We start from the raw sequence: 18,161 nt of genomic DNA, 5'->3' as shown, positions 1-18,161 counted from the left end.
CTAAAAAAGCCAGACACAATGTCTGGCTTCTTTATATTGAATGTTTGACAGCTTTCTATGCTTTAGCACTTAAAGCTTCACCTTCAAACTTAATGCCCTGCCAACCGTATTTGATGAAATTACGAATGTTAGCGTGGTCATCACCCTCAGGATTGCCCAGTACATCTTCACGATAGAAACGGCCAAAACAAGCAAGAGTCGACGTTTGATCAAGCTCTTTCAGCTGAGCGAAGGCAAAGATTTTGCACGACCCATTATTCTGATTCGCTTCGTTGCTGGTATCACCATTAACAAAGGCAGTCGGTACAAACTCGTAGTTTGCTTCAATCACAGCCATCGTATCTTCAAACTGAATCTCAGTCGGTGTTTCTGACAAGGTTGCTAAGAAATTGTTTAATTCCATTTTTCATATACTCCGATAAATCTTTGTCGAGTCTATGATACTGGCCAACAGAAAAAAAGTGGCTTGTCAGATTTTCTGCCTGTTACCCCATTTCTTAGCTAACCCCCACTCAATCAATACTTAAACTGTGACACTTCACCATTAAGGTTTTCAGCCTCATTTGAAAGCCCTTGCAAGACATCATCGACATCTTGCACTTGCACCGATACTGCAGCGGAAGCATCCGCAATAGAGGTAATACTGCCACTAATATCGTCTGTTACTGCTTTCTGCTCTTCTGTCGCCGCAGCGATTTGCACATTCATCTCATTTAGCTGATCGAGCATCGAAACGATTTGCTCTAGCATTTGGGTGTTTTCATCACAAGTCACTACCCCTTGAGAAACCGTGGTATTGGCACTTTGAATACTGCTGGACACACTCTGCGTCTCACGTTGAAGAGATTCAATTTTGCCACGAATTTCTTCCGTCGAGGCTTGTGTACGACCAGCGAGTGAGCGAACTTCATCAGCGACCACCGCGAAGCCGCGGCCCTGCTCTCCAGCCCTTGCCGCCTCAATGGCTGCATTCAGTGCTAGTAGATTGGTCTGCTCAGCAATACCCTGAATCACATCAAGCACTTCAGCAATTGAATTTGTTTCAGTGTTCAAACGTTCTATCGCCGACACGGCCGTTTGCATTTCATTGTCTAAACGGGAGATTTCATTCCCTAAGTTTTGACCGACTTTAACCCCTGCGCTACCGGTATCATTGGCATTTTTCACAAACTCGGCGGCGCGAACAGCAAACTGCGCAACTTCTGAAATCGATGCACTCATTTGGTTAACGGCGGTCGCGACCGATTCAGTTCGATTATTTTGATCCGTCACTGCATCTCGGGTACTGTTCATGTTGCCCGCCATGCTTTGTGTATTGGCGTTTAGATTATTCGTCGCTTGAGCAAACTTACCGATAATGTCTTGTAAGTGAGTAAACAAACCATTGAGCGAGATGGCTAGATCTGTCATCTCGTCTTTGCCTGCCACTTCAAGGCGCTGAGTAAGATCGTTGTTTTTGCTGATCATTTGGACTTTGTCGCTCGCCACTTTGATAGGTCGCGCAATGCTATTACCTAAGAAGTAAGAGAGAAGAACCGCAGCGACAACCACAACTGCAATGCTGGTAACTACCGTTATCGCCAGTGAGCTGATTAATGAACTTAAGTCGGCCAGCGCTTCACTCTTATCAATCTCAACGATAATCCCCCAAGAAAGCCCAGCGGCGTTAACTGGAGAATAGGCAGACAACACATCTATACCGCGATAATCACTGATCACATCGGAACCTCGTTGGCCTTTTAGCGCCGCTTTGGAGGTTGGCGTGTTAACTGGTTGTCGACCAATAGCCGAAGATTTGTCTCTAATTTGATTGACGATGTTTGAGCTCACGCCCCCAGACTGCAAGGCTGAGAAATAGGTATCAGGATCCTCAATCAAAAAACGCGATTCACTACGTAATAGTCCGTCCTGCCCGATTAGATAAGCTTCACCACTTAGGCCCAACCCTTCATTTTTCCAGTTTTCATGGAAGGTCATGATTTTATTGATTTCATCAACTGGCATTTGGAAGATCAACGCCCCCAATGTTTTCCCATTTTGTACTATTGGCGTGGAAATGAACGAAGCTGCGGCTTCATAGGACGGAAAATATGGAGCAAAATCTTCTAAGTGATATTGATTATGCGATAGCGCTAAAGCACTTTTATACGCTTTAGCAATACCACTATTAGCATAGGGGCCTGTGTTCAGGTTGGTCGCGTAATCGAGCTCTTTGAATACCGAATAAACCACATTGCCTTGCATATCGACCAAGAAGATATCGTAGTAGCCAAACTCTTCCAAAAAGCCCTTCACACTAGGGTGATACATCGCATGCGCTTTATCGTACTCGGTATTTAGCGAGTCACTCATCAGCTCGTGTTTTTCACCCAATGGATTAGGGTTAGTACCGATATATCTAGCCTGCAGCGCAACGGCTCTTTCAGATAAGCTGTCGAGTTTCTGCATCTCGCCAGCAGATATGCCACCATTAGAGTCCCGATACGTTGCACCGAAGGCTGACTGATAGTAGCTACGCAATTGAGCAACATCACTATCCGACACTTTTTCTACTGGATAGTTATTGAACGCATCACTAAAGGCGGTGATTGCTCCTTGGACGCCAACTGAGTTCGCAGTCGTCACAACTTGACCGCTAATCTGTTCGAAGTAGCTTTCAATCTCACTTCTTTTGATCTCTCGAATCGAGATGAGTTGACTATTTGCGCGTTGGTATAGTGCCTGCTCTGACAAATCCGAAGAACGCCAGCCGACAATTGTTCCGGTTACTATGACCGCTAACGTGCACAAAAGCGTCGAAGCAAGAACAATCTTTGTTGCAATTTTCATAACGACAACCTCATACGGAAATCCCTTCCGTCATAATTAATTGAGGAAAATCACCAACCAACGCGACAAATATTTATTTTATACGTCTATAAGTAGGTTCTTGGCTTTAAACCTACGAATATGCACTCAGTGACATAAGTGTAAGCACAAAACTTAAACTTTTCGACGAGAATCGAATTTTTTCATTCTAAGAATCCTGACTAAGTAGATTCGCCACCTTAGCTACATTCTTATTCCGCCATCCACTTCAATCACGCGCCCGTTTACGTAATCATTTTCAAACAAGAACTTCACTGTACTCGCTATTTCATTGGTGTGACCCATTCGGCCAACAGGGATCATACTTTCTAATCGTTCTATGGCCTCGGGTTTCATTTGCGCGGCCATTGGTGTTTCGATTACCCCAGGTGCAATTGCTGCAGCCCTAATTCCATACCGAGCAAGCTCTCTTGCCCAAGTGGTCGCCAATGTTGCCACGGCTGCTTTCGATGCCGCATAGTTGGTTTGTCCTATGTTCCCCGCGCGCGCAACGCTAGAAATATTGATGATCATGCCTTGTCGCTTGGTTTCAATCATTTGCACAGCCGCCTCTCGGCCACACAGAAAAGTTCCGGTTAAGTTAACGTCAATTACTGAAGTAAATTGCTCCAAAGACATCTTAGAAACGTGCCCTTCTTTCACTTTAACCAGTAATCCATCACGTAGAATTCCGGCATTATTAACCAAACCGTCCAACTGACCAAAATCAGTGACAATGTCACGAAAGATCTGCTCCACCTCTGTTTCATTGGTGACGTCCGCTTTATAGGTCAACGCCTTTACCCCGAGCATGTGGCACTGATCTTGAGTCACTTTCAGCGCGTCTTCATTTACGTCAATCAATGCGAGCTCTGTACCTGCATGAGCAAGAGTTACAGCCATCATCTGCCCTAGTCCTTGCCCAGCCCCTGTGATCGCGACAACGCTTTCTTTGAGGTTCATAGCATGCCTCCTATGACTTTGATTGCGATTGATAGAACTCGAACAGACTTGAGAAATCGAGCTCTTCATTACCGTTCATGTTGTGGAATGAGTACAGGTTTCTGGCCAATGAACCCATTGGTACTGACGACTGGCTTTTCGTTGCCGCTTCAAGCCCGAGGCCTAAGTCTTTGAGCATAAGTTTACTCATAAAACCTGGTTGGTATTGATTAGAGGCAGGCGCGTTTTCCATCACGCCTGGGCAAGGGTTATAGAGTTCAAGTGCCCAGTTTCTTCCAGAACTCTGAAGCATGATGTTAGACAATACTTTAGGATCTAAGCCGTTATCGATACCTAAATTCAACGCCTCACAGGTTCCCGACATTAAAATGCCCAGCATTAAGTTATTGCAGATTTTCCCCATTTGCCCGGACCCTACTTCTCCCGCATGGAAGATGTTTTTGCCCATATGACTCAGCACTTGCTTTGCCTTAGAGAAATCTTGCTCACTACCACCAACAATAAAGGTAAGAGTCGCCGCTTTCGCGCCAGACACACCACCAGATACCGGAGCGTCCGTAAAACTGATCCCTTTATCTCTGGCTTGTTGGCCTACCAATCTTGCCGTTTCAGGATCAATGGTCGAAGAATCAATGAGTATGGTGTCACCGCTCACATGGTTTAAAATACCGTCGTCGGAGAGGTAAACCGCTCTAACATGTTCGCCTGCAGGCAGCATAGTGATCACGCTATCTGCGCCGCGCGTCACCTCTTCGATTGAAGCACAAGGAATCGCGCCAAACGCCCCGAGCTCTTGGGCCATTTCAGTGACAACATCATAAACTTGTACTTCAAACCCAGCAGAAAGCAGGTTTCGCGCCATCGGCGCGCCCATATTTCCTAATCCGACGAATGCTACCGTCCCCATAACGTTATCCTCTCACTGATTTGTGCTCTGTTCGACCTCTACGACTTGGCCGCTAGTACTGACCTAATTTGGCCAATGGATGAGACCCTTGATCCCATATCGATACGAACAGCTTATCGATGGCGTGTGAATCTACTTTGGAGATATTGCCAAACAACCAATTAGGCTGACCATCTTTATCGATTAGACGCGCACGCACCCCTTCTTGAAACTCTCCTAACAGAGCGCAATTAACCGCCAAAATCAGCTCTAACCTAAAACACTCTGCCAAAGATAAGTCGCTGTAATCTTTCATCTGCCTAAAGCAGATATGCGCGGTAATTGGACTCCCGGAAACGAGATTGGCTTTTGCATTGCTAAGCCATTTGGCATCCCCTGCTAAAGCAAGAATATTGTCTGTTACATGCAATACATCATCGGCAGCACAGGCTTTTTGGATATGATTGAAGTACGGCATGATTTGAAGTTCCGGCTTTTGGTCGCTTATCTGAGCTTCAAATCCTTCTAGCAACTCCGTTACAACCTCATAAGTATCATCAACACAGTCCCAATCAGCAACTTGCAACTGATCAACAAAACTCTCTTTATGACTTTCTAGTACCAAATGATCAGCCAGATGGAGCTCAACCGCATCTGCCGCATTGACCATCATCCCTGTTAAGCCCAAAAACAACCCAATTCCGCTATCTAAACGGTTTAAAAACCACGTTGCGCCCACATCAGGAAAAAGTCCAATCGACACTTCTGGCATGGCCAACCTAGAGTCTGGTGCGACAACCTTGTGGCTAGACGCCATATAAAGCCCCATTCCACCGCCCATCACAATGCCATGGCCCCATGCAATAACAGGCTTACAATAGGTATGAATCAGATAGTCACATTGATACTCAACACTGAAATACATCGTGCAGAAGTTTTCGATTTCATCTGGGTTAGAGCCTTGCATTACGTTAAACATGGTGCGCACATCACCACCGGCACAAAACGCCTTGTCTCCCGCACCTTCAAGCACAACGCACACAATGTCGTCATCTTCATGCCAGATTTCTAGTTGAGCTTTTAAGCAGACGAGCATGTCGAGTGTTAAGGCATTTAACGACGCTTCATTATGTAAAGTTACGACGCCAATTTTATATGGGCTACCGCTACAAGGCAGTTCAACAAAATGAACGCTATCACTCATATCGTTACTCCTTAGAGCTAGCTATTGCTCCAATTTGGCTGACGCTTTTCGAGAAAGGCATTCACGCCCTCTTTTTGGTCTCGGGTATCAAATAGCTGCATAAACAACTCGCGCTCTTTAACTAGGCCATGAGCTATTGGGTCGGTGCGGCTATTTTGGATCAAAGATTTACACGCTGCGACAGAGGATGGAGATTGATTAGCAACGCTATTGGCTAAGGCGATAGCGGTGTCGAGCGCCTTACCTTGCTCGACCACCTCTTCAACTAAGCAAATCGAGTGCGCTTTTGTCGCATCAACCTGTTCTCCGCACAAAATGATTCGTTTCGCCCAACCCTCCCCAACGAGTGCAGTGAGGTTTTGCGTCCCACCCGCGCAGGGTAATAGCCCTACTTTGGCCTCAGGCAATGCCATGACAGCTTGAGTTTCAGCGATTCGAATATCACACGCTAATGCGACTTCCAAACCACCGCCCATTGCATAGCCATTAATCGCCGCAATGGAGACCCCACGAAAGGCAGACAAGGCTTCGAACGCTTCCCCAAACGCTTGAGCCATCTCCCAAGCAATGTCCTTCTCACCCGTGGCAAATAACTTAAGATCGGCTCCAGCTGAGAAGAACTTTTCCCCATTTCCTGTTATCACTAGCGCATATACGTCAGCATTATTATTAAGTGCGTGAACCAGATGCTTAAGCTCATGTAGACTTTGTTTGGTCCATGTGTTGGCTGGTGGATTATTCATCGTTACCAGTGCTACATGACTATTGATCTCATGTGGCAATGCCAAACTGTTCTGCTGTGTCATCGCTCTTTCCCCTAAAGAATTTGTACACCTTCAGCAAGTAATCGTCTAGCAATGATGACTCGCATGATCTCGTTGGTGCCTTCCAAAATTTGGTGAACACGCACATCTCGGAAATACCTTTCCATTGGATATTCCTTGATATAACCATAGCCGCCATAGAGCTGTAATGCCTGATCGCACACTGTAAAACCGACGTCAGTGGCAAATCGCTTAGCCATGGCACAATACGCCGTCGCCTCTGGATCACCGTTATCTAATTTACTTGCCGCAAGACGTATCATCTGCCGAGCTGCAACGAGATCGGTCGCCATATCTGCTAACTTAAATTGCAGCGCTTGAAACTGAGCAATGGGCTTACCGAACTGTTTGCGCTCCTTCAGGTATTGTGTGGCTTGATTCAACGCTTGCTGGGCAGTCCCAATCGAACAAGTGGCGATATTGATTCGTCCACCATCTAACCCTTTCATCGCAAACACAAAGCCTTGCCCTTCTTGCCCCAACAAATGATCTTTCGGAATCTTCACATTGTCGAAGTTAATGCTTCGCGTCGGTTGAGAGTTCCAACCCATCTTCGGCTCTTTTCGTCCATAACTAATGCCTTGTGCATCAGCTCGTACGACAAACGCTGAGATACCTTTTGCGCCGTCATCACTGGTTCTGGCCATTACGACTAATACGTCAGTGTCACCCGCTCCAGATATAAACACCTTAGAGCCATTAATAAGATATCCATCATCGACTTGCTGGGCACTGGTCACTAACGCTGCTGCGTCAGAACCGGCATTGGGTTCAGTTAAACAATAAGATCCTAACCATTCACCTGTGATCAGCTTTTCGCAATAGGTTTGTTGCGCGCTTTCAGTGGCAAAAGTCGCAACCATCCAAGAGACCATATTGTGAATGGTCATAAATGCGGTGGTGGAAGTGCAGCCCATCGCCAATTGCTCAAAGATGATCGATGCATCCAGTCGTGACAGGCCTAAACCACCTTGTTCTTCTGGGGTATAAAGGCTTAGAAAGCCTAGATCACCCGCGTCACGAATCACCTCTTTAGGAAAGAGTTGCTTTTGGTCCCACTCTTCGGCCATCGGTGCGAGTTTATCTCTCGCAAACTGAGCCGCGGTATCTGCAAAAGCCCGTTGGTCTTCATTGAGTTCGAAATCCATATCCGCTCCTTATCGCAGCTGAATGGTCATATTAGGCCCACTAGGAATGTCATCATCAAACCAACGCACCGTCACGGTTTTCGTTTCGGTATAGAACCTAACCGCCTGTTTGCCATAAGCATGTAAGTCTCCATAGAAACTGCCTCGCCAGCCGGTAAAAGAGAAAAATGGTAAAGGCACAGGGATCGGCACATTGATCCCAACTTGTCCAACCTGAATTTCATGCTGATATTTTCGCGCAGCCGCGCCATTGGCGGTAAAAATCGACGTGCCGTTGCCATAAGGGTTTTTATTGATAAGGGCGATGGCTTCCTCTAACGTTTCGACCTCAAGACAAACCAGTACCGGGCCAAATATCTCCTGCTGGTAAATCGACATATCGGTCGTCACGCCACTAAACAGAGTTGGACCAAGCCAGTTGCCATCGGGCATGCCCTCAACGGCGCATTGACTACCGTCTAACTCACATTTCGCGCCTTGCGCTTTACCTTCATCAATTAAGGCAACCACTCTTGCTTTCGCTTGCTTACTGATCAATGGTCCGTAGCCTGCGTTATCATCGTTCCAAGCACCTGGCGTCACTTTGGCCATTTCCCCAGCGAGTTCACCAATCCACTCTTTCGAACTGCCAACAAAAACAGCAACGGAAATCGCCATACAGCGCTGACCTGCAGCGCCGACAGAAGCGCCCACCAAGTTACTCAACACTTGAGCTTTATTGGCGTCGGGCATCACCACCATATGGTTCTTCGCGCCAGCAAAGGCTTGCACACGTTTATTATGAGAAGTCCCGGTTTGGTAAATGTATTGGGCAACGGGGACGGAGCCAACAAACGATACCGCCTTAATGACTGGGTGAGCCAACAAGTAATCAACCTGTTCTTTGCCACCATGAACAACCTGTAACACCCCTTTTGGCGCTCCCGCTTGCTCAAATAACTCGGCCAAACGCATCGCGGTTAAAGGCACTTGCTCAGATGGTTTCAAGACAAAGGTGTTGCCAGCTGCTAATGCGAGCGGAAACATCCACAATGGGATCATCGCAGGAAAGTTGAAAGGCGTAATGCCGCAGCACACACCAAGCGGCTGAATGAGCGAATAGCTGTCAATGTCCGTGGCAACGTTCTCGACGGTTTCTCCCATCATATTGCTGGCGATGTTTGCTGCCTGCTCGACCACCTCAATCCCGCGCCACACATCCCCTTTCGCATCAACGGTGGTTTTGCCCGTTTCTTTGGAAAGCAGCTCTGCTAGCTCATCGTGATGTTCTTTGAGTAAATGTTGATACCTAAGCATCACACGAGCGCGTTCTGAAACCGCAACTTCTTTCCAAGAGAAAAAGGTCTCGTGCGCATTTTGGATCGCACGCTCCATTTCATCTTTCGTCGCGCATGGAAGCTCCGCGATGACAGCATTGTTAGCAGGGTTGGTCACTTCTAGCCATTCATCACTGTTTGATTGGCAGAACTCTCCACCAATAAATAAAGGGACAAGTTGTGTCATTGCGATTTCCTTACCGTTGTCCAGTTACCTTATAAGGGGATTTCAATGCCAATAGCCGTGGCTTCTCCGCCACCAATACAAATAGCTGCTATCCCTTTCATTGTTTTCCTATTTGCTGCGTCGCCGTTTACACCGATTGCTTGCAGTTGGCGCAAAGCATAAATAAGCGTAGTCAAGATCCGAGCTCCACTGGCACCAATCGGGTGGCCTAATGCGCAGGCGCCACCTTTGATATTGACTTTTTCTGAGTCGATACGCAGTTCTTGTATAGCAATTTGCGTCACCACCGCGAATGCTTCATTGATCTCCCAAAGATCGACATCTTCGATTTCCCAATCAAGCTTAGCCAGCAGGTTCTGTATCGCGTAAACCGGGGCAACAGTAAACTCACTCGGTTTTCTTGCATGGCTGGCATGAGCTTTTATCACCCCTAATGGCTTTAGCCCTTGTTTCTTCGCCGCAGTGGAATCAATGACCATCAAAGCTGCTGCGCCATCTGAGATTGCACTTGAATTCGCTGCTGTGATCGTTCCATCAGCAGCAAACGCGGCTTTGAGTTTGGGGATTTTGTCTTTATCAATTGAAGGAGGCAGCTCGTCATAATCAAAGCTGAAATCGTCGCCGACATCCACCGCAGCAATTTCTGATTGAAACAACTGTTGTCGATGGGCTGCGAGTGCTCTCTCTACGGATAGAGTGGCCCATTCATCCATTTGCTCACGTGTAAATCCGAGTTGGTCCGCTACCTTTTGCCCATAAACGCCCATTAGATCACCTTCATAAGCATCTTGTAATCCGTCTAAGAACATATGGTCGAATGTGGTCTTGTGGCCCATTCGCATGCCTTTACGCGATTCTTTCATCAGATAAGGGGCATTAGTCATACTCTCCATGCCACCAGCGAGCGCACATTGAATCGACCCTGACTGAATCAAATCATAGGCGAGCATGACGGTTTTCATACCTGAACCACACACTTTGTTGACTGTCGTACATGGAATATTGTCAGCGAGACCAGCACCGATTGCCGCTTGACGTGCGGGCGCTTGACCACAACCAGCCGGTAGTACGCAACCCATCAATACTTCATCAATAATGTCAGCTGTCATACCCGATTGTTCGACAGCTGAACCGATAGCAATAGCACCTAACTTAGGGGCGCTCAGTTTAGAAAGAGCACCTTGAAACTTGCCCATTGGGGTGCGCTTTGCTGCCACTATCCATATTTCTTGCTGTTCCATGCTCCGCCCTCTTTGACGTTGCGTACAGCTTGGCTAAGTACTGTTACTGCCTTGATGGTCCTTACCAAGCGCCGTTTGTGGTCAGATTTAATTTCTTGACGTTTACGTAAGCATAGCACTAACATTTACGTAAACGTCAACTTTGAAGCAAAAGATAAATTCATCGTGACATTCGACCTTATTGCCCAAGAGAAAGGAACGGTAGTTCAGTGGAAAAATACAAGATTAGTAACCTCGCCAAGGAATTTGATATCACGACTCGAAGCATCCGATTTTACGAGGATGAGGGACTGATCCATCCTGAACGCAAAGGCAGTATGCGCATCTATAACCGCCGCGATAGAACTCGCCTTAAGCTTATCCTTAGAGGCAAGCGATTAGGTTTTTCACTGGCAGAAATCCGTGAGTTGTTTGAACTGTACGACACCCATCAAGGCGAAACTCAGCTAACTGAAATGCTGAAGATCATTGATGAAAAGGAAGCGCTACTGAAGCGCCAAATGGAAGACATTGAAAGTATGCTAGACGACTTAAAGGTCGCAAGAGAGCGCTGCGAACAGGCTCTAGATTCTCGTAAAGCGAGCTAATCTAACACTACCTAATGTCTTCGATTATGTTGTCACGGCCGATATATCGGAGGCATTATGTTATCGCAAACTACCTCGCTCAATTTTGGGCTAGATGAAGAGCTCAACCTATTACGCGAACACGTTCAAGGCTTTGCTCAACAACACATCGCCCCACTCGCTAGTCAAATTGATCAAGATAATGCCTTTCCCAATCAACTCTGGCCACGGCTCGGTGAAATGGGTCTACTTGGCGTTACGGTTGATGAACAATATGGTGGCGCTAGCATGGGTTATCTTGCCCATGTGATTGCCATGGAAGAGATAAGCCGCGCGTCCGCGTCCGTCGCCTTAAGCTACGGCGCGCATTCTAACTTGTGTGTAAATCAAATATTCCGTAACGGTAACGAGTCACAAAGAGCAAAGTACCTACCTAAACTGATCGATGGCAGCCATATTGGCGCGCTGGCGATGAGTGAACCTAACGCGGGTTCTGACGTGGTCAGCATGCAGCTTAGAGCAACGTTAAACGGTGACCATTACCTGCTAAGTGGCTCTAAGATGTGGATCACTAATGGGCCTGATGCGGATATCACCGTTGTCTACGCTAAGACAGAGCCTGAAAAAGGGGCACACGGGATCACCGCTTTCATCGTCGAAAAGAGTTTCGCTGGCTTTTCCCACGCACAAAAGCTCGATAAGCTAGGCATGCGAGGGTCAAATACCTGTGAGCTTGTGTTTGACAACTGCCCGGTACCAAAAGAAAACATCCTAGGCGAACTCAATCACGGCGTGAAAGTGCTGATGAGCGGTTTAGATTATGAGCGCGTGGTTCTCGCCGCTGGCCCTCTTGGTATCATGCAAGCCTGTCTCGATTTGGTCATCCCCTATATTCATGATCGCAAACAGTTTGGCCGCTCAATTGGTGAATTTCAATTAGTTCAAGCCAAAGTCGCCGATATGTATACCCAAACTAACGCCGCGCGCGCTTATTTATATGCCGTAGCTAAAGCTTGCGACAACCAACAAACTACCCGTAAAGATGCCGCTGGTGTCATTCTTTATTGCGCCGAACTTGCAACCCAACTGGCACTGGATGCGATTCAATTGCTTGGCGGCAATGGTTATATCAATGAATTCCCAGCCGGAAGGTTACTCAGAGATGCAAAACTGTATGAGATTGGTGCTGGCACATCAGAAATTCGCCGCATGCTGATTGGCCGAGAACTGTTTGAAGAGTCGCGATAAGGATAAGTCGATGCCGATAATAAAAACCAAAATCAAACCTGACTCTGAACTCTATCAAAAGAACGTTGAAGCCATGTCTGAACTGGTTGCAGCGCTTGAGTCCGATATCGAAAAGATTAAGCTTGGCGGCGGAAAAAAAGCCATCGAGCGCCAGCGTGCAAAAGGCAAGCTACCAGTACGTGAAAGGATCACCGAGTTACTGGATGAAAACAGTCCATTTTTGGAAATCGGCCAATTTGCGGCGTGGCGTGTCTATGACGATGAGATCCCCTGCGCGGGCGTGGTCGCTGGCATTGGTAAGATTCAAAATGTCGACTGTATGGTTATCGCCAACGATCCTTCAGTCAAGGGGGGGACCTACTACCCTCTAACTGTTAAAAAACATTTAAGAGCTCAAGAGATCGCACAACAATGCCATTTACCTTGTGTCTATTTGGTCGACTCTGGCGGCGCAAACCTACCCCATCAAGCGGACGTTTTTCCCGATAAAGAGCACTTCGGCCGCATATTTTACAACCAAGCCCGAATGTCCGCTCAGGGTATCCCCCAAATTGCGGTGGTACTTGGTCTATGTACCGCAGGCGGCGCATATATTCCTGCTATGGCCGATGTTTCCATTATCGTCAAGCAGCAAGGCACCATTTTCCTGGCAGGCCCTCCTCTGGTTAAGGCGGCAACCGGTGAAGTGGTGACAGATGAAGAGCTTGGCGGCGCTGATGTTCACTGCCGAAAGTCCGGGGTTGCTGACTACTACGCAGAAAATGAGCGCCATGCTTTGGAACTCGCTAGACAGGCGATATCCAACACTAACGCCTCAATTGAACAAGCAGAAAACAGCGGCTTAATTCCACGTTATGATCCTTCTGATCTGTACGGCATCGTCAATTCAGACTTACGCTTATCGTTCGATGTAAGAGAGGTGATCGCCCGCATCGTCGATGGATCTGAGTTTGATGAATTTAAAGCGCTGTTTGGCACAACCTTAGTCTGCGGCTTCTCCCGTATAGATGGGGACCTGATTGGTATTGTCGCCAACAATGGCATTTTGTTTTCGGAGTCGGCTCAAAAAGGCGCACATTTTATAGAGCTATGCGCCAAGCGCAAAATTCCTCTGCTATTTTTACAAAACATCACCGGCTTTATGGTGGGCAAAAAATATGAAGAAGGTGGCATCGCCAAAAACGGCGCAAAACTTGTCATGGCCGTCGCCTGTGCGGATGTGCCTAAATTTACCATCATCATCGGTGGGTCATATGGCGCAGGTAACTATGGTATGTGTGGCCGAGCTTACAACCCAACCATGATGTGGATGTGGCCCAATGCGCGTATTTCTGTCATGGGTGGCGAGCAAGCCGCGGGGGTTTTGACCCAAGTGAAAAACCAAGTGATGCAAACAGAAGGAAGCGAGTGGCAGGCAGAACAGCAACAGGCGTTCAGACAAGAAATTCTAGATTTGTATAACACTCAAAGCCACCCTTACTACGCCAGCGCTCGATTATGGGACGATGGCATTATCGACCCAAAACAAACGCGGAACGTGCTATCCCATGCGTTAAAAATCTCGCTTAATGCCCCCATTGCTGACAGCAAATTTGGCATCTTTAGAATGTAGGTGAATACAATGTCTTGCTCTCCAAACACTAAAACCATTACCTGCCGTGTCGACGGAAGCGGCATAGCGCACATCAGTCTGCATCGCCCTGATGTCGCTAATGCGTTTGACGACAAAATGATCTCTGAGTTGATTGTCACTTTGGATACGCTTGCCTCCTACGCCAACGTTCGCGGTTTGGTTCTCACAGGCGAAGGTAGGCACTTTTCAGCGGGTGCTGATATTCATTGGATGCGTTCTATGATCACCAAAAGCAAAGAAGACAATCAACACGACGCCTATCAACTGGCAACGCTGCTGGAAAAGCTCGATACCTTCCCTCACCCTACACTCGCTATCGTTAATGGCTGCGCTTTTGGCGGAGCGCTTGGCCTTATTTGTTGCTGCGATATGGTTATCGCTCAGCAAAATGCCAAGTTTCGCCTCAGTGAAGTTAAGCTTGGGCTTGTTCCTGCCACTATCGCGCCGTATGTGATTAGAGCAATTGGGATTCGGCAAACAAGACGTTATATGCTGAGCGCGGAACTTATCGATTCTCAGCGTGCGCTAGAGTTAGAGCTCATTCATCAAGTGATCAATCTAGCTCAAACAGAGCAAGTCGTTGAAAAATGGGTATCTAATATCCTCACGCTTGCACCCCATGCCTTAGCTCTTAGTAAAAGGCTCTGCGCAAGGTGCGAACAAGCCGTGGTTGATGGCCCATTAAAACGCTACACCAGTGAGTTAATTGCTGAGGTAAGAGTGTCTGACGAAGGCCAAGAAGGATTGAATGCCTTTCTCGATAAACGTTTGCCAAACTGGGCTAAGTAGATGTGACATGACACGCAGCTATACTCAGTCCTTGTCATCAACTCTCCCTAAATCGGTCAAAATCGTCGAGGTTGGACCCCGTGATGGTCTACAAAATGAAAAAGCGGTCCCTCTTGAAGTCAAAGTCGAACTGATCAATCTACTTTCTAAAGCGGGCCTCACTCATATCGAGTCTGGCGCGTTTGTCTCTGCCAAGAAAATCCCGCAAATGGCCAACTCTGTTGAGGTGTTCAAACAAATTCAACGCGCAGCGAACGTTAGTTACTCAGCACTAACCCCAAATATCAAAGGACTCGAGCAGGCAATCGCAAGTAATGTTGATGAAGTAGCCGTATTCACCTCTGCTTCTGAAAGCTTCTGCCAACGCAATATCAACTGCTCCATTGCCGAAAGCCTAGCACGCTTTAAACCGGTAATAGCGTTAGCAAAGGAGCACAGTATTCCGGTAAGAGGCTATCTTTCTTGCGTAATAGATTGCCCCTATGATGGCGCGACAGATCCTAATACCGTTGCCAACCTAGCGAAACAAATGCACGATATCGGCTGCTATGAAATATCTCTCGGCGACACCATTGGTACGGGCACACCATTACGAGTCGCTGCTATGCTTGAAGCCGTTTTAGCCCAATGTCCAAAACATCAGATCGCTGCTCACTTTCACGATACCTACGGACAAGCGATCGCCAATATCTATCAAGCCTTGTTGATGGGCGTTACGACCATAGATTCGAGCGTTGCTGGGCTTGGCGGCTGCCCGTATGCCAAAGGTGCATCAGGAAATGTAGCGACTGAGAACGTAGTTTATTTGTGTCAAGGGCTTGGAGTTGAGTCAGGGGTTGATATGTCGATGCTAAACAGTGTTAGAAGCTATGTTCTGAGTACGATTAAACAAGAAAACAATGTGAACTATAGGACATCGTGTCACTAAGTCGTGCTGCCTACATTATAGGGATGAATTGTATATTGGAATCAAGAGAAGTTTTGAAATTAACCTCTACATCCTTAGCTCGGCGGCTTATACAAATATTGTGAGGGCAAACTAATGAGACGCTCGCCAATCTAAAAACAGAGTCGATAAAGCCTTGCAGCGCCCTAAAGGTAAAGAAAAGATGCGCTTTACCATTAGAGCCGTCGTGATAGCGAAATAACTAAACAGGCTTGGTCTGCCACACCTTTCCAATTTTGGTTGCTTCCACTCAGTTATGGCCTCCTCGTCAATCCAGAACGTCAGTGAACCTCTGTTGTTTAAGGTGTTATGTACTGCTTCCAGTTAGTTGTATTGTAACGAGGTTTAGGCATGAGGCTACGATGATTGATGGGTGTCGCCGATCAGATCGTCGCTTCTTAATTTAGTTCCATCGATTTAAGCTACAAAGCCATATCTAATATCAAGTGCATAAAAACTGTAAAAAACCGAAACTTGCTAGTTTCTTTCTATAGCCATATACCCGACATTTCTAATAGTAATTATACTATAGTTGCTATCAACAAGTATTTTTCTAGCCTCATGTAATAAAACAGGGAGACTGTTTACTCCGACATTCGTATTTTGCCATACAAATTCTTCAATATCTTTCCTATCTTTTATCTCTCCTTCAGATGCAAGCAAATGACAAAGCAACTTTATCGCATTTAAACTAACGGGATAACCTGTACTGGCAGTACTGTCTAAATTTCGATTTTGTACTCTTACTTTACCAAAAGTATCTATAAAGACATCGATGTTCAATTTTTCTTGCAAATATTTAAACTTTATACAAGATAGACAATGAAAACTAAAATCGCACATTTATCCTTTCCTAAAAATTATGAAGGTCAAACTTAAATATTAATTGAATAATGACTTCTATGTTATATTGCATGACAGTATGCAAACAACTAGAGGCTATAAATTAGATCCAAAACGCCTTCACAACATTTCCGATCTTATGAAATAAAAACTAAACATTCAAATTAATAGATATTATTAATGCTTAATAAGTATTAATAATATCTAACAATTATTAACACTTATTAATATAATAACATCACAATCACCGATTCACCTGTAGGAAAAATATGAAATTACATCAACTTTTTGCAACTTCGATGTACTAATAATAATTAATAACATTTAATTAACAATGTTTCTTGAACAATGATAGTATATTAAATGAACAAAGCGGGAGTAGATTATAATTCATGAATAATAAAAAAATAATAACAAAGGTAACACTTTTAAAAGCAATACGTGATAACTTCGAATATTTAGACTCAATGGGAATTTTTAGTTCATATCACCAAATTAAAAAAAATAAAAAAAGAGACTTATTTGAATTACATTGCCAAAAAATTGTACATAAGAATGTTACGTACAAAAGAAATGAACTTCCAAATCTTTCAATTGAAATATTTTTCAAGCCAAAAAAAATTGAAAACGTGGAAATATATTACGAAAGATTAACAGATATAGATTGTTACAAACTTTCAATATCTCAGATAAAATACATAAAAGGAAATATCAATAGATTTAAAAACTGGGCTATTAAACGTGGATTCAATATCAAGAATATATTTTTAAATGTTGAGTGCATATGCTTATCTCATATTACAGAAGACATAATTGAACTATCAAAATCATTAAACAATCATGGTATAAGTTTGGTTATTGAGCTGACAGAAAGAGAATGTAATTATGATGAGCATACAATAAAATCATGTATATATCTACTGAAAGATAATAATGTATATATTGCAATTGACGATTTCATAAACGTGTTAGATCATAGGTATGGGATAGTTCCTCTAGTTGATTACATTAAACTTACATGCCCAATAGATAATCAAGACAATAGTTGGAATGAATTTAGAGACCTCGCATTTTATTTAAAAGAAAGATATGAAAAAAAATTGATTATAGAAAAAGTAGAGAGTTATGAGCATACAGAACTTTTGTCTACAATACCGTTCGATTTGGTGCAAGGATATCATTTTGACAAGCCATCCTGTATAGATGACAATGTATTTTTGTAAGCATAAGCCTTTCTACGTGTCCAAAGATATTCTCAACGCTTTATACAAAGTACTAATACTCTTAAATATTGAGCAATAATTCACTACGTCTCACTCACTCGAAACTCTTGGTATCTTTGTATAGCGTTCATCTCCTGTGCCAAATCGAGTAAATTTTTAAGCGTGAAATGATACGAATATTTTTCCTATACTTGGCATCAATCACAAAAACACTACCACTTCCATACGAACTACTAGAAAATTTTAGATATGACGAAATGGAATTTGGAATTTGGAATTTGGAATTTTATAAAATCT

Annotated in this window: 16 protein-coding genes and 1 pseudogene; 6 read left to right on the top strand and 11 right to left on the bottom strand. The window is 45.1% G+C overall.

Annotated features, from left to right (window positions below):
* Window positions 1–55 precede the first annotated feature (55 nt).
* The 9 genes from ACU01J_RS08370 to ACU01J_RS08330 form a co-directional block, all read right to left on the bottom strand.
* The gene (locus ACU01J_RS08370; RefSeq protein ID WP_481085269.1) at window positions 56–403 is read right to left on the bottom strand and encodes a HopJ type III effector protein; all 348 of its coding nucleotides are present in this window, start codon (window positions 401–403) and stop codon (window positions 56–58) included.
* Window positions 404–516: 113 nt separating this feature from the next.
* The gene (locus ACU01J_RS08365; protein ID WP_481085268.1) at window positions 517–2,829 is read right to left on the bottom strand and encodes a methyl-accepting chemotaxis protein; all 2,313 of its coding nucleotides are present in this window, start codon (window positions 2,827–2,829) and stop codon (window positions 517–519) included.
* Between the two features lie 222 nt (window positions 2,830–3,051).
* Window positions 3,052–3,810: an SDR family oxidoreductase gene (locus ACU01J_RS08360; RefSeq protein WP_481085267.1), complete on the bottom strand. Its 759-nt coding sequence runs from the start codon at window positions 3,808–3,810 to the stop codon at window positions 3,052–3,054.
* A 10-nt stretch (window positions 3,811–3,820) separates the two neighbouring features.
* Window positions 3,821–4,717, bottom strand: coding sequence for a 3-hydroxyisobutyrate dehydrogenase (gene mmsB / locus ACU01J_RS08355; RefSeq protein ID WP_481085266.1), 897 nt, complete (start codon window positions 4,715–4,717; stop codon window positions 3,821–3,823).
* Window positions 4,718–4,769: 52 nt separating this feature from the next.
* A complete protein-coding gene (locus tag ACU01J_RS08350; RefSeq protein WP_481085265.1) occupies window positions 4,770–5,900 on the bottom strand; it encodes an enoyl-CoA hydratase/isomerase family protein in 1,131 nt (376 codons plus the stop codon).
* A 17-nt stretch (window positions 5,901–5,917) separates the two neighbouring features.
* Entirely contained in the window at window positions 5,918–6,706 is a 789-nt protein-coding gene (locus ACU01J_RS08345) for an enoyl-CoA hydratase (RefSeq protein WP_481085264.1), read from the bottom strand.
* 11 nt (window positions 6,707–6,717) lie between these two features.
* Window positions 6,718–7,872 (bottom strand): acyl-CoA dehydrogenase family protein, encoded by a 1,155-nt coding sequence (locus ACU01J_RS08340; RefSeq protein WP_481085263.1) that lies wholly within the window; start codon window positions 7,870–7,872, stop codon window positions 6,718–6,720.
* A 9-nt stretch (window positions 7,873–7,881) separates the two neighbouring features.
* Complete coding sequence (locus ACU01J_RS08335) at window positions 7,882–9,375, bottom strand: CoA-acylating methylmalonate-semialdehyde dehydrogenase (protein WP_481085262.1); 1,494 nt, start codon at window positions 9,373–9,375, stop codon at window positions 7,882–7,884.
* Window positions 9,376–9,404: 29 nt separating this feature from the next.
* Window positions 9,405–10,616, bottom strand: coding sequence for a thiolase family protein (locus ACU01J_RS08330; RefSeq protein WP_481085261.1), 1,212 nt, complete (start codon window positions 10,614–10,616; stop codon window positions 9,405–9,407).
* A gap of 209 nt (window positions 10,617–10,825) precedes the next feature.
* Here ACU01J_RS08330 and ACU01J_RS08325 point away from each other — a divergent pair, with 209 nt between their 5' ends.
* From ACU01J_RS08325 to ACU01J_RS08305, 5 genes are read left to right on the top strand one after another with little or no spacing between them, the layout of a single operon-like run.
* Window positions 10,826–11,203 carry a MerR family transcriptional regulator gene (locus ACU01J_RS08325; protein WP_481085260.1) on the top strand — a complete coding sequence of 126 codons (378 nt, stop codon included), beginning with the start codon at window positions 10,826–10,828 and terminating at the stop codon, window positions 11,201–11,203.
* Between the two features lie 57 nt (window positions 11,204–11,260).
* Entirely contained in the window at window positions 11,261–12,430 is a 1,170-nt protein-coding gene (locus ACU01J_RS08320; RefSeq protein WP_481085259.1) for an isovaleryl-CoA dehydrogenase, read from the top strand.
* A 10-nt stretch (window positions 12,431–12,440) separates the two neighbouring features.
* On the top strand, window positions 12,441–14,042 hold the full coding sequence (locus ACU01J_RS08315) for a carboxyl transferase domain-containing protein (protein WP_481085258.1): 1,602 nt from the start codon (window positions 12,441–12,443) through the stop codon (window positions 14,040–14,042).
* Between the two features lie 9 nt (window positions 14,043–14,051).
* The gene (locus tag ACU01J_RS08310; RefSeq protein ID WP_481085257.1) at window positions 14,052–14,852 is read left to right on the top strand and encodes an enoyl-CoA hydratase-related protein; all 801 of its coding nucleotides are present in this window, start codon (window positions 14,052–14,054) and stop codon (window positions 14,850–14,852) included.
* Window positions 14,853–14,859: 7 nt separating this feature from the next.
* Entirely contained in the window at window positions 14,860–15,780 is a 921-nt protein-coding gene (locus ACU01J_RS08305) for a hydroxymethylglutaryl-CoA lyase (RefSeq protein WP_481085256.1), read from the top strand.
* A 16-nt stretch (window positions 15,781–15,796) separates the two neighbouring features.
* On the opposite strand, the pseudogene ACU01J_RS08300 reads toward ACU01J_RS08305, so the two are convergent.
* Window positions 15,797–16,151: pseudogene (locus ACU01J_RS08300) on the bottom strand (transposase); the annotation flags it as partial.
* A 124-nt stretch (window positions 16,152–16,275) separates the two neighbouring features.
* A complete protein-coding gene (locus tag ACU01J_RS08295) occupies window positions 16,276–16,641 on the bottom strand; it encodes a winged helix-turn-helix domain-containing protein (protein WP_481085255.1) in 366 nt (121 codons plus the stop codon).
* Window positions 16,642–17,033: 392 nt separating this feature from the next.
* On the opposite strand from ACU01J_RS08295, the gene ACU01J_RS08290 reads away from it, so the two are divergent.
* Complete coding sequence (locus ACU01J_RS08290; protein WP_481085254.1) at window positions 17,034–17,864, top strand: EAL domain-containing protein; 831 nt, start codon at window positions 17,034–17,036, stop codon at window positions 17,862–17,864.
* Window positions 17,865–18,161: the final 297 nt, after the last annotated feature.

Source organism: Vibrio sp. 2433-A1 (assembly GCF_056726085.1).
Note: the sequence above shows the minus strand (reverse complement) of the source record. Positions and strands in the feature narration are given on the sequence as shown.